Source organism: Dolichospermum sp. UHCC 0259 (genome assembly GCF_009711935.1).
Classification (GTDB): domain Bacteria; phylum Cyanobacteriota; class Cyanobacteriia; order Cyanobacteriales; family Nostocaceae; genus Dolichospermum.
Window position 1 is genome coordinate 1 of record NZ_VIKX01000254.1, and the last position, 12,938, is coordinate 12,938.

Below are 12,938 nucleotides of genomic sequence, written 5' to 3' on the forward strand. Positions count from 1 at the left end.
CTCCTATCCCTGTTACTTCCTAATTCCTTTTTAGTGGGGGAGTGTGAACAGTTACTAGTTACAGCCACCCAATTAGCAGCCAAAGGCGCAAAAGTTATAGTTTTTGAAAGTTATCTCATTCCCGGTGGTAGTGCCGGTTATTTTCAAAGCCAAGGATATACATTTGATGTCGGTGCATCAATGATTTTTGGTATGGGAAATAAAGGAACAACCAACTTACTCACCCGTGCCTTAGATGCAGTTAATGTTAATCTCGAAACCATTCCTGATTCTGTTCAGATTCACTATCATTTACCTGATGGTTTGGACTTAAAAATTGATCGAGATTATGAAAAATTCCTCCAAAATCTAATTGCCTATTTTCCCCACGAAGCCAAGGGAATCAGAAGATTTTATGATGAATGTCAAAAAGTTTTTAATTGCCTGAATAATATTGAATTATTATCATTAGAAGAACCTAAATATCTCCTGCGAGTATTTCTCAAAAACCCATTAGCTTGTCTAGGTTTAGCCAAATATTTACCATTGAATGTAGGAGAAGTAGCACGAAAGTATATTCAAGATCCTCAATTATTAAAGTTTATTGATATCGAGTGTTATTGTTGGTCAGTAGTTCCAGCAAACATGACACCAATGATTAATGCTGGTATGGTTTTTTCTGATAGACATTATGGCGGAGTTAATTATCCTAAAGGTGGAGTTGGGAAAATTGCCGAAAAATTGGTGACAGGTTTAAAACAATTTGGGGGTGAAATTCAATACCAAGCGCGAGTGACAAAAATCATTACCAAACAGGGAAAAGCTGTAGGTGTGCAATTAGCAAATGGTCAAATTTATTATGGTAAAAAAATAGTCTCTAATGCCACCCGCTGGGACACCTTTACAAAACTATTACCAGTCCAAAAAATGCCAGTTAAAGAAAAAAATTGGCAACAACGATATATAAAATCACCCAGTTTTTTAAGCTTGCATATAGGAGTAAAAGCATCAGTTTTACCTGTAGGAACAGAATGTCATCATATTTTATTAACAGATTGGCAGGAAATGACCACAGCAACAGGAACAATTTTTGTTTCTATTCCTACCCTACTTGACCAGGATTTAGCACCACCAGGATATCATATTATTCATGCCTTTACACCTGACTGGATTAGTAATTGGCAGGGACTATCCGAAAGCGAGTATGCGGCTAAAAAAGAAATAGCAGCAGGGCAAATTATTGACAGATTAGAGGCTATTTTTCCTGGTTTAAATGCTGGGTTAGATTATTTAGAAATCGGGACTCCACGTACTCACAGACGCTTTTTACGCCGGATAGATGGAACTTATGGACCAATACCTAAACGTAAGTTGTGGGGTTTATTGGGAATGCCTTTCAATCGCACTGTGATTCCTAATTTGTATTGTGTAGGAGATAGTACATTTCCCGGACAAGGTTTGAATGCTGTGGCTTTTTCTGGTTTTGCTTGCGCTCATCGGATTGGAGTAGACTTACAACTGAGAAAATAGATCCCCGACTTCTTGAAGAAGTCGGGGATCTGGTATGATTTAGTATTTAGCGAAATAAATTTTTATGGGAAAAGCTAACTTTTTTCGGCACGTATTCAGGACAGTCTATGGCTTCTTCGGTGAGAACAGAATCAGGTTTGACAGCACATTTTAAATAATGGTTATTGGCAAAAAATTGACATTTTTTACAGGGGACTTTTTGTAGAATTTTGTTTTTTACGCATACTTTATCATCTGTATTGGTGCGGATTTTATGAAAAAGCAGCAGAAAAATAGCCCAAACAAAAATAAATCCCAGAGGAGCTAAAGATAGTGCTAAATCTGGTATTTGGATATTGTGATATTGCACTTGTACTTTTTCTTGTTGAACTGGACTTTGAGCAATGGACAAGTTGGTATTGTCGGTTATGAATGTATTTCCCAATACCTGCTCTATATACATCTTATTTTCCTTAATTATCTATAATGGTTCTTACAGCAATTCTCGTTCTTATGAAACACAATGGAGGGCGCAGGCCCTGCGCCCCTACGGATTTGGCGATAAAAAACTGTACCTCATAACATTAGAAAGTGCTGTAATTGACAAATGTGACAGAACCAAGTGGCAAACCCCTCAATATAAAGTCTGTTTTAATTGTGACTGATGTTCGATTTTGGAACTTTTAATTTAAGTCTATGATTGGTTTGGGTAAAGGTAAGCATTCAGCCGTCAGCGAACAGCTATCAGCAAGAATTGAATTGATAAGCATTCTGAATATTAATTACTAATGTTAGTCTCCTCACTTCAAAACCCCTAAAATCCGGTTTTAGCTGACTGCTGACCACTGATAGCTGAATGCTTAGGGGTAAAGCTGTATATGGCTTATGATTATAGGTTTATCAAAAGTAAAGATTAGTTATCTCTGTCAATAGTTTTGTTTTTTATTATGTGAATATATATCTGAAGTGGTACGTGGGTATTAAAAATAGAGTTGGTAATAGGTTTTTAAATTTTTGAATTTCCAGAAAATTTTATTTTGTTAGTTTGAACTAAAATCAGTGTAATTATGGGTGGAAATATTAGTTATTTAACCAGGGGGTATTTCGTCTTCTAGGGGACGAATAATAGTTGCTGGTGGTGCGAGTTCTGGTTGAAAGATTCCTTGTAGTGCTTGTTCTAAGGTTGGTGCCATGACGATGCGATTTTCATAGGCTACAACTACTCTCACTAATGTTGGTAAACTATTTTGTGTGGCTTCTAAATAAATTGGTTCAACATATAGTAATGATTGTTCAATAGGAATTACTAAAAGATTACCTTGAATTACTCTTGAACCTTGACGATTCCAGAGGGAAATTTGTTGAGAAATAACTGGATCTTGATTTATTCTGGCTTCAATTTGTTCTTGTCCATAAATTAAGCGTTCTTTAGGAAAGTTATATAGTAGTAATTTGCCATAATTTTCACCGTCGGAACGTGCTGCTAACCAAGCAATTAAATTGGTACGTTGTTTGGGTGTGTAGGGAAGTAAGAGGATAAATTCTTCAAAGGAAACGTTAGGAAGACTGGTTATTAAATAGTAGGGTTCAACTTCACGGCTTTCGTCACCATAGATTTCATTGGGAATCTGCCATTGATCTTCTCGATTATAAAATACTTGGGGATCTGTCATGTGGTAGATCATTAAGCGTTCAGATTGAATTTTGAAATAATCTACTGGATAGCGGAGATGAGTGCGGAGATTGACTGGTAAATTCCTCAGTGGTTGAAACATTTGGGGAAATATTTTTGACCAAGCTGTAATTAATGGATCGGAAGCATCAGCAATGTAAAATCTGACTGTACCGTTGTTAGCATCTATTACGACTTTGACAGAGTTACGGATATAATTAATACTATTTGTACCTGTGTCTGAGTAAGGGTAGCGATCGCTTGTGGTGTAAGCATCAACTATCCAATAAAGATAATTTTCTTTGCCAGGAAATTGTTGATTTTGACCATCTATTCGGGCATCTGCTACAACTAAATAAGGATCACTATCAAATTTTAAAAAAGGAGCAATGGTGCGAATTCGTTGATTAATATTTCGTCGAAATAATACTTTAGTTTCTGGTAGGAAATCCCGTGTAAATATCATTCTCCAGTCTTTTAAATATATGGAAAATAGCCATCTTTTCCATAAAGAGTTGATATAAATACCACCTAATCCATCATAACTATTATAAACATTATCACTGCCACTGGGATAATCTAATTCTTTAACTTTTGTCCCAGTCATGACATGAGTATTACTAATTTCTCCATAATAAATTCGGGGTTGTCCGATGGGAATACTGGCACGAATATTGGCATTAGAAGTATTTAATACGCTGCCATTTTCGCTAATATCTTTGACAAAATATTCTGGTAATCCACCAGCAGCAACGGTATTAACGGGACTCACAGTGAAGCCATAACCATGAGTATAAATCATATTTTGGTTTACCCATGTTTGTGCTTGGAGAGGAACATCTGGATAATTTAATTCTCTAGCTGCAATTAGTACCTGTTGTTTTTCCAGATTACCGTTATTTTTAATTAAATATCTATCAATATCAGCATCGGGAAATTTATAATAAGGGCGAATTTGTTGTAATTGACGGTTGGTTTTTAATAATGGTTCTTGATCCCAAAGCCGAATATTTCTAATTGTCAATTCATTAGCTTTGATATTTGCTTTTGTGAGTTTTCCTGTGGGGTTAAATATTTGAGAGTCAATGACATCTAAATTAAATGCTTGACGAGTTAGAGCGATATTTCGCGTTATATAAGGTTGTTCTTTTTGTAATTCATTTGGCTCAACAATAAAATTTTGTACAGCCATAGGTACAATAAAATTACCTGTGAATATCAAAGTTATATAAATACCTAAAGCATAAATCACCCGGCGACGATGTGAAGATTTTTGTTGCCAAAATACAGTTAACCATAATAAGTATAAGGCTATAGCTACCGATAAAATATATAGGATTGTATCTGCTGGTAATTGGGCTTTAACATCAGTATAACTAGCTCCATAGCTCACACCACGAACCGAGTAAAGTAGTTGATAACGACTAAGCCAATAATTTAAAGATACGACTAACATTAAACAGCCGACTAATCCCGATAAATGGCGCATTTGTGGAGAAGAAAACCCAGGAAAAACAGCTTGACTGAGACTATTTGCTGATAATAAATAGGTAAGAATGACGCTAATAAAAGCATACAGAGATAATCCTATTAACCAAAATTCTAAAAGTTCCCAAATGGGGAGATGGAAAATGTAAAAACTGATATCTTTGCCAAATAATGGTTCAGAATGATCAAAGGAAATAGGCTGAAAAGATAAGAGAATTTTTGCCCAATATTGAGATAATATCCAGCCAAAACAGAGACTAAAAATAATAGCGATCGCTCCCAAGCACAATTCGCTATAAATTAATATAGCCATAGATAATCCCCCTAATAGTCCTAAAGACCAAGGTTGAGAAATTATCTGTCTTCCCAACTGTAAAATTATCTCGGCTCGAAATAACAGTGGTACTGATAAACTAGATTGATTAACTTTCTCTGGCCAATAGGAGAGGGCAACGTTTCCATAGTGTGTTAGCATCAGACACACCAAAAAAATTAACCCTAATATGAGAGGCAAGAGCGATCGCAATTTAATTTTACTGGTATAATTATCCCATTGAAGGTATTGATTATTTCGAGGATACTGAGGACTAAGAAAATTTGTTAATTTTCGACTAATTTTTATCTCTTGTACCGGAATAGAATTAGGAAAAGGAGGATATTTCAACCTTTGAGCTAAAGTAAGATTTCCTAACAAGTAAACCGCACTCAAACTCACAACCAATAACCATAAACTCCCCTGAGTTAACAATCTTTGTAAAAATACTTCTATATAACCAACTTCCTGAAACCAAAAAATTTCCGCACCCAAATAAGCGGCTATATCTAAGAATAGCCACAAACCCAAACATCCTATAAAAACTCTAATAGGTTTCATTTCTAAAATATTGATTTTGGCAAGGGAACAGGGAACAGGGAATAGGGAACAGGGAATAGAGAATAGGTTAATTCCAATTACCAATCATTGTGAAAGCAGACCAATAATAGGGATGGGATAAATCTATTTTAGCTAAATTAGCCACTTCTGGAGGTAAAGCAATCCGGTTTTCTGGTGACAAATATAAATATTTGTCTGTAATGCGGACTTCTCCTTTAAGCATCCCTATCTGAGCTTGTCTGAGAGATTCAGAGCGTAAAGAGGTAAGTTTTAATTGTTCGTAAAATTTTGTTATTAGTGCGAGAGATCCTTGATCACTAACATACCACAAGCTACCTAATACAGATTTTACTCCTGCTTGCACTGCTAAACCAGAAAATCCTAACTCTGCTTGTTGGTTTCCTAGAGCGGTTCTACAAGCACTCAAAACTAACATTTCTACTTTAGGATCTTTATTCCATTTTAATTCCTGGGATAGCTTTTTTAGTTCATCTAGGTTAAGTTTTTTATCCCAAAGTTGAATGTAAGAATTGCTGATTTGTCCAGCTTGAAAATCACCATGAGTAGCTAAGTGAATAATGCCAAAATTCTTTTGAGAACTTAGAGATGCAATTTTTTCTGTGGTTAATTCTTCGTTTAATAATATTTGATTTTGACTTTGCCAGATTTGTTTACTCACTGTATCTATTTCCAATGGTACAGAGGGTAAAGGATCTTGATCTTCTGTACTTCGTGATATTCCCATCGCTAAGATATCAGCTTTAATTATAGGAAAATAACGGGTATCTGTAAGATTAAAACTGGGAATAATCCCCACACTATATTTTTCAATTAAGAATTGCTTGCCATCATATAAAGCAGCAATGGGGATGGATCGTAATTTGTTATCCATCGAAAATATTAAAGTGTCTATTTTATTAGCTTTTATCTCCATTATCAGAGGATCAATTATCCATTCATAAAGTTCTTTCGCACTCTTAACATAAGATTTATCTTGAAAGTCAGTTACTTTAGATCGAAATTCTCTAGCAACTTTTTGGACATTCAAACTATTGGCTTCTTCAACATATTTGCGAACAATTTGACCACTTTCAACTAAATTAGTTTCAGATGAAATTATTAATTTCTTTGGTAAATTTTTAGCTTTTTTACCTAAATTATCTACTTTGGCAATGGGGGGAATCATGATTAAACTTAGTTTATCTTTTAAGGACGTTATATAAATAACTGCTGCCTTCTTTTGTGTTACCTTTGCCAATTTGCTAAGTTCATCGGCAATATCTTCAGATGAGCTAAGTTCACCAAATAAATTAGTATTAAGTTGGGCACCATATTGTAATGCTTGCATTTCTTCAACCTGAGCAACAGCTTCATCATCTGTTGCTGCGGCAAAATTATTATCAAATACCTGTCTATTTATATTAATTCCAGTCAAAGATGAAGGACTATTTTGATTAGTATTATCTGACTGCTTTATTGATGGATTATTAGGTGTACTAATTTTTTGAGCATCAAAATTAGTAGTATTTGCCGGATTTTCTGATGAATTAGTCAGAATGGTACTTTCTCGACTATCTGGATTAGTAATGTCTGATTGATTTTCTACTGAATCATCAGGAATTATCACTTCCTGAGAGTCGGGATTAGTAATATCTGATTGATTGCTGACTGAATCATCAGGAATTATCACTTCTTGAGGATCAGGATTAGTAATGTCTGATTGATTACCTAACTGAGCTTGAACAGAGTTTGATAACAAGATAATGCAGATAACTACTAAAAAAATAGATAAAAAAGAACGAGACAATTTCATAAATATTCTCCTCAAATCTCGATAAATTTGGTTAAAAAGAAAAGCTATAACCAACGCCTAATATAAATCTGATCCCATCACCTGCGTTCCCAGTAATATCAGTAATAGCTGGAGTAATTACTAAAGGAACTTGTTTCAATGGTGTGACAGATAAACCCAGTCCTAAATCTTGTCCACTCCATTCAATAATTGTGTTGACAGGTTGCACAACTTTTACAGCTACACTACCAAAGACACCCACTGAATCAATGTTATTGTTAATATCGAATTCTGACCGGAATTGTCCACCACCCATACCAGCCGAAAGATAAATACGACTAAAAGGTTTCTTTTCGCTATCTTGAAGCCGAAACATTTTACTGATTACACCATAGCCAGATGTTCCTCCATCTGTACTACCAAAAGTTATAAAGTTCTTAACGCCAACAGCTACAGCTATATCGTTTTTCAGTTGAGTATGCACTTTAAAACTAATGTTACCATCTTGAAAATTACTCAGGTCAACAATGCCTATATTTATATCTAAACCCACTGATTCTTTAGCATTACCTAAGCCAAACCCAACTCCAGAAACTCCATCTGCTTTGTTAGTAAAACGAGCGCGAGATTGGAATCCTAAACCAATAGAAGCTCTACCCCATGATTTACCATAGGCTGATGGTGTCAGCATGGTAATACTAGGAGATGCTGCTGGAGACAACGGTTTTTCCAAAATTAAGGGCAATTTTTGGGGTTTAAATGGTTTCTGTTCTGGCGTTGTTGGTTCTGTTTGTAAGTTATTTTTACCAACTTCAGGAACATTCTGAGCTAGATCAGTTTTAGAAACTAAAAAATCAGAATCAGTCAGGTTTTCTTTGGGTATTGAATCAATTTGATTAATAGATGCTGGGCTTATTTTGATGGGTAAATATCCATTAATATCATTTGGTACTACGAACTGACTAAGAGAAGATTGATGCTCATATTTAATTGTGCTGTGTACATAATTGTAAGTTTCTATGGGAGAATAATTTTCTAGAAAGTACATCATAATTCGGTAATTTTCTCACAATGCTCAAGATAGAGTTTCAGGATTCAGCAGTCAAAAATCTCAACTTAGCTTCTAGAATCAGGTCATCCAAAGGCTAATTACCTTCTTACTTATGATTTGATACCAATGTTAATGTTTTATTTGTAACCAATAATTATGCTTACCAGTGTTGATCGGTTGTTGTTTGTAAGACAAGTCCCCATTTTTAAAGAACTGCGGGATGATTTCATTGTCAGGCTTGCTTCCGTGATGAATGAGTTATCCTACCCGGCTAATTATACAATCTTTCAGCAAGGACAAGAAGGGCGATCTCTGTATATCTTAATATCCGGTCGGGTGAAAGTCCATATTGGTGATACCAAATTAGCAGAAGTTGATCAGGGAAACTACTTTGGTGAAATGGCGGTATTCGATACTCAACCTCGTTCTGCTGCTATTACTACTTTAGAATCTTGTGAATGTTTGGAACTTACCCAAGAGCAACTTTATGATGCTATTGAAGAAACTCCAGAAATTGCGGTGAATATTATTCGTGAGTTATCTCGTTTAATTCGCAAACTCAATGAAAATATTAGTTAATTTTTAGTTTTAACAACATTGAAAATTCCCGGCACATACCCTACTTTTAAGCAAGGTAAACCAGTTCTTTTAAAAATTCTCTTACCTGTGTTGGACTGCACTTTAGTGAGTTTAACAGTAAAACTGCGGCACGTTTTTAGTATACGCTATCAGCAAGCCCTAGATATGAGTGCGATCGCCTGATATAAAATTGATTACTGATTTAACCCTGTGGACAACAAGCAAATATGTATTTTTATATACTTGTTAAGCGCATTTGTGCGAAGTTGCTTAAATTTTTTGTATAGTCTCATTGATTATTTATTTAGGGATAAGAATAAATACTTAGGGGCGACAGATCATTGCTATTGCTTGATGGAAATCGTATTGATTGTGACTAATTATTTGAATATATTCAATATATTTACTTACTAAAAATGGAGATAAAAAACTATGTATTAGGCAAAAATGGTCCAAGTATTTTGACAATTTAGTCCTTGTACAGATTATGTTGACGCTGGTGATATCTTTTGAGGAGTAAACTATTTGCAGTAAAATTTCATCTAAATGCCAAGTAGACAGCTAGGCTTTTCGATACTTCAGAATTTCCAACTACTGAGGACAAATGTTAGGTAGTAATGATTGAATTGGGCGATCGCTTAATCTTAAATTTCCTCAAGAAAATATAAAAATCTTTTAAAAAAACGTTACATAGCCAAAATCCTGACTTGAACAAGGTTTACAAGCTTAAACTCAACTATAAATTTAGCCATATCCTTCAGACTTCCGCTAAAACCCTGATCCCCAAGTCCGAAAATTCGTGTTAATGTATTCGAGTTACAAAACACAAAGTGAAAGCGGAACGGGTTCAAGTTTCCAGCGAGAGTCACTGTTCAAAAGTGAAACCCCCGCTAATCAGCAAACTTAAGTTCTAAAGTCGCTTTAAAATCGGACGCATGAATCAAAGACATTTGTGGACTACAGTTGCCGTAATTCTGGCCGTTTTGGGTTTACCCTCAGTTGGTCGAACTCAAACCAGTGAGGAAAGTTCCCCAACTAGACAAGCATCATCTATCAGTGATGCCGTCAAAGTAGGAGAATACCAATCCCCAACAGAAAACCCCACCTCAGATACTGTAATTACGAGGATTCATCCTCACAGTATTAAAGGTTTACAAGCAGCTACTCTTTATGTTCGGGACATTCCTGTTCTGACTTTTTTGGGTTCTACCCCAGTTACTAACAACAAAACTAAAGTTGGCGTGATTGGCAATCATGAGAATATCAACCCTGACTCTCTTGTTGCTACCAATACAGCCAAAGTTGCCAGTTTTAGCAATTCTGGTAATACAATCAATTTTAACAAACAAGTTAGCTCCATTGACAATGATCCAGTTCAGAAAGCTAGTGTGATCGCTGCTAGAATTAATGAACTAATCCAGAACAATGTAGATGCCAGCAAGATTACTGTCAGTTGGAAAACAGCGGATAATTCCGTAATTAAAAATAAAGCCGATAAAAAAGGCTTCTTTCCTCAACAACCGTCAGTGGATCGCTACACCATTACCATTGATGGTCAAGAACTGGTAGAAGTCAATGCAGGTACTAGATTAGCAGATACCACAAAAAATCTCGCCCAGGATGCCTTACAAGCAACTAATAGACTGCGGAGACTCATTGGCAACGCATCTCCCATTCAGTCCATTGCTAACTTACCTGTTAGTAAATCAGTTTCTAGTTCCAGTCAACCCCAGAAGATTGCCTTTGCTAATGTCAATCTCACTTTCCAAGGCATGGCTTCTTGGTATGGATATGATTGGTCTGGCAATAAAACCGCCAGTGGTGAAAGATATAATCCCGAAGGACTAACTGCGGCTCATCGTAGCTTACCAATGGGAACAAGAATCCGTGTCACTAACACCCGTAATGGTCGTTCTGTTGTTGTCAGAATCAATGATAGAGGTCCCTTTATCCGGGGTCGAATTGTTGACCTTTCCGTAGGTGCAGCGCGGATCTTGGGGATGATCAGCAGTGGTGTTGCTCCAGTTAGTCTTGAGGTTTTAGGAAAATAACCCGTTTCCTAGTTCCAAATCTGTTTTCGCTTTTCACGATTAAATTCCCCTGGTTCTTCTATTTTATCTCCCCATGATCCTTTGCGCCACGCCGCGCTATCGGATATACACTAACGGGGGAAAGGATAGAAACTAGGGGTATTTTGTGCGTGTGCTGACAACAGTTGCAGCCTTACGCTGCTATTTAAATCGTCGTCGCTGGCAAGGCCATTTGAGGCTACCAGAGGATTTGGGACTTGATGAACAAACCAGTTGGTATCCCACAGCCGTTGGTTTAGTGCCAACTATGGGGGGGTTACATCAGGGGCATTTAAGTTTGATTCAACGGGCTAAACAGGAAAATTCGACGGTAATTGTGAGTATTTTTGTCAATCCTCTGCAATTTGGACCAAATGAGGACTATCAACGCTATCCTCGTACTTTAGAACAAGACCGAGAATTTTGTGAACAGGCGGGAGTTGATGTGATTTTTGCCCCAACTCCGGAGGAAATCGGTGTACCGGGGAAGAATATAACAGCAACTCAGGTGACGCAAGTGATCCCTCCATCTGATATGATATCTAGCTTGTGTGGTAATTTGCGGATAGGTCATTTTCAAGGTGTGGCAACGATTGTTACCAAGCTTTTTAATTTGGTACAACCTGACCGAGCATACTTTGGACAAAAAGATGGTCAACAACTGGCAATTATTAAACGGTTAGTAGCTGATTTAAATTTGCCAGTCGAAATTGTTGCTTGTCCTACGGTGCGGGAAGTGTCTGGCTTGGCTTTAAGTTCTCGTAATCAATATTTGACGGCTACAGAAAAAGAGCAAGCAACTGTGTTATTTAAAGGTTTACGGCAAGCTGAAGCGGCGTTTCGGGCTGGCGTTCGTGACAGTGGTGAACTGATAGCATTGGCGCGGCAAGAAATCGCAAAAGTTAGGAATATCAGCTTGGAATATATTGAATTGGTTGAACCGAATACGTTGATGTTTTTAGAAAAAGTTGAGGATGAAGGAATGTTGGCGATCGCTGCTCGTCTTGGTTCTACACGGTTAATTGATAATACGATTCTGCGTGATGGCAATGATGGAATCCGCCAACCGATTATTGCTATTGATGGTCCGGCTGGTGCTGGTAAATCTACGGTGGCTCGTCAAGTGGCTCAGGAATTAGGTTTGGTGTACTTGGATACTGGTGCTATGTACCGGGCGATCGCTTGGCTAGTCATGGAACAGGGAATCGCCATTGATGACGATTGTGCTGTGGCGGAATTAGCCACTCGCTGCAAAATTGAACTTACTCCCAGTCAAAGTCTGCAAACTCCCGTCAGAGTCCAGATTAATGACATTGACGTTACTCAAAAAATTCGCACAGTTGAGGTAACATCTCTAGTATCGGCGATCGCGGCTCAAAGTGCAGTTCGTCAAGCCTTGGTTCAACAGCAGCAAAGTTGGGGACAACGCGGGGGGTTAGTAGCAGAAGGTCGAGACATAGGCACTCACGTCTTCCCAGATGCGGAAATTAAAATCTTCCTAACCGCCTCTGTCGGTGAACGAGCGCGTCGTCGTCAACAAGACTTTCAAAAAACAGGTTCAATCTTGAGTTTAGAACAACTAGAACAGGAGATTGCTGAACGCGACTTCAAAGATAGCACTCGGAAAGTCTCCCCTTTGCAAAAAGCGGCTGATGCCATTGAACTCCAAACCGACGGTTTAACTGCTTCTGAAGTAGCAGCACAAATCATTAGCCATTACAACCAGCGGCTATCCCATTGGTAGATCACCAGAACGTAGGGGCGCAGGGCCTGCGCCCAAATTCCTAAAGAGACTTCCAAGAAATAAATTATCCTAAGAAACGAACCACAGAGGCACAGAGTACACAGAGAGAGAATTTCTGCATCAGTTTTGGGACATTTTTTTATTTGGAAGTCTCAAAGGACTTCAAAACAGTGGTGAGCGC

The 12,938-nt window shown here is 37.3% G+C and carries 9 protein-coding genes; 5 read left to right on the plus strand and 4 right to left on the minus strand.

Annotated elements, in window-relative coordinates; translation table 11 throughout:
* The coding region (crtH, locus tag FJR05_RS21040; RefSeq protein ID WP_256376206.1) for a carotenoid isomerase at positions 1–1,509 on the plus strand (1,509 nt) is incomplete at its 5' end.
* Between the two features lie 46 nt (positions 1,510–1,555).
* Here the strand turns inward: crtH and FJR05_RS21045 are convergent.
* From FJR05_RS21045 to FJR05_RS21060, 4 genes are all read right to left on the minus strand, one after another.
* Positions 1,556–1,951 carry a hypothetical protein gene (locus FJR05_RS21045; protein ID WP_168645918.1) on the minus strand — a complete coding sequence of 132 codons (396 nt, stop codon included), beginning with the start codon at positions 1,949–1,951 and terminating at the stop codon, positions 1,556–1,558.
* Between the two features lie 625 nt (positions 1,952–2,576).
* Complete coding sequence (locus FJR05_RS21050) at positions 2,577–5,522, minus strand: UPF0182 family protein (RefSeq protein WP_168645919.1); 2,946 nt, start codon at positions 5,520–5,522, stop codon at positions 2,577–2,579.
* A 67-nt stretch (positions 5,523–5,589) separates the two neighbouring features.
* Positions 5,590–7,335: a CHAT domain-containing protein gene (locus tag FJR05_RS21055; RefSeq protein ID WP_168645920.1), complete on the minus strand. Its 1,746-nt coding sequence runs from the start codon at positions 7,333–7,335 to the stop codon at positions 5,590–5,592.
* A 31-nt stretch (positions 7,336–7,366) separates the two neighbouring features.
* Positions 7,367–8,365 (minus strand): hypothetical protein, encoded by a 999-nt coding sequence (locus FJR05_RS21060; protein ID WP_254447008.1) that lies wholly within the window; start codon positions 8,363–8,365, stop codon positions 7,367–7,369.
* A gap of 156 nt (positions 8,366–8,521) precedes the next feature.
* Here FJR05_RS21060 and FJR05_RS21065 point away from each other — a divergent pair, with 156 nt between their 5' ends.
* From FJR05_RS21065 to FJR05_RS21080, 4 genes are all read left to right on the plus strand, one after another.
* The gene (locus tag FJR05_RS21065; protein ID WP_168645921.1) at positions 8,522–8,944 is read left to right on the plus strand and encodes a cyclic nucleotide-binding domain-containing protein; all 423 of its coding nucleotides are present in this window, start codon (positions 8,522–8,524) and stop codon (positions 8,942–8,944) included.
* Positions 8,945–8,962: 18 nt separating this feature from the next.
* The gene (locus FJR05_RS21070) at positions 8,963–9,127 is read left to right on the plus strand and encodes a hypothetical protein (protein WP_168645922.1); all 165 of its coding nucleotides are present in this window, start codon (positions 8,963–8,965) and stop codon (positions 9,125–9,127) included.
* 752 nt (positions 9,128–9,879) lie between these two features.
* Complete coding sequence (locus FJR05_RS21075; RefSeq protein WP_168645923.1) at positions 9,880–10,995, plus strand: septal ring lytic transglycosylase RlpA family protein; 1,116 nt, start codon at positions 9,880–9,882, stop codon at positions 10,993–10,995.
* A gap of 145 nt (positions 10,996–11,140) precedes the next feature.
* Positions 11,141–12,757 carry a bifunctional pantoate--beta-alanine ligase/(d)CMP kinase gene (locus FJR05_RS21080; RefSeq protein WP_168645924.1) on the plus strand — a complete coding sequence of 539 codons (1,617 nt, stop codon included), beginning with the start codon at positions 11,141–11,143 and terminating at the stop codon, positions 12,755–12,757.
* Positions 12,758–12,938 lie beyond the last annotated feature (181 nt).

Excerpts from the sequence above, each read along its gene's own strand:
- FJR05_RS21045 (WP_168645918.1), bottom strand. The coding sequence starts at position 1,951 with ATGTATATAGAGCAGGTATTGGGAAATACATTCATAACCGACAATACC.
- FJR05_RS21050 (WP_168645919.1), bottom strand. The coding sequence starts at position 5,522 with ATGAAACCTATTAGAGTTTTTATAGGATGTTTGGGTTTGTGGCTATTC.
- FJR05_RS21055 (WP_168645920.1), bottom strand. The coding sequence starts at position 7,335 with ATGAAATTGTCTCGTTCTTTTTTATCTATTTTTTTAGTAGTTATCTGC.
- FJR05_RS21060 (WP_254447008.1), bottom strand. The coding sequence starts at position 8,365 with ATGATGTACTTTCTAGAAAATTATTCTCCCATAGAAACTTACAATTAT.
- FJR05_RS21065 (WP_168645921.1), top strand. The coding sequence starts at position 8,522 with ATGCTTACCAGTGTTGATCGGTTGTTGTTTGTAAGACAAGTCCCCATT.
- FJR05_RS21075 (WP_168645923.1), top strand. The coding sequence starts at position 9,880 with ATGAATCAAAGACATTTGTGGACTACAGTTGCCGTAATTCTGGCCGTT.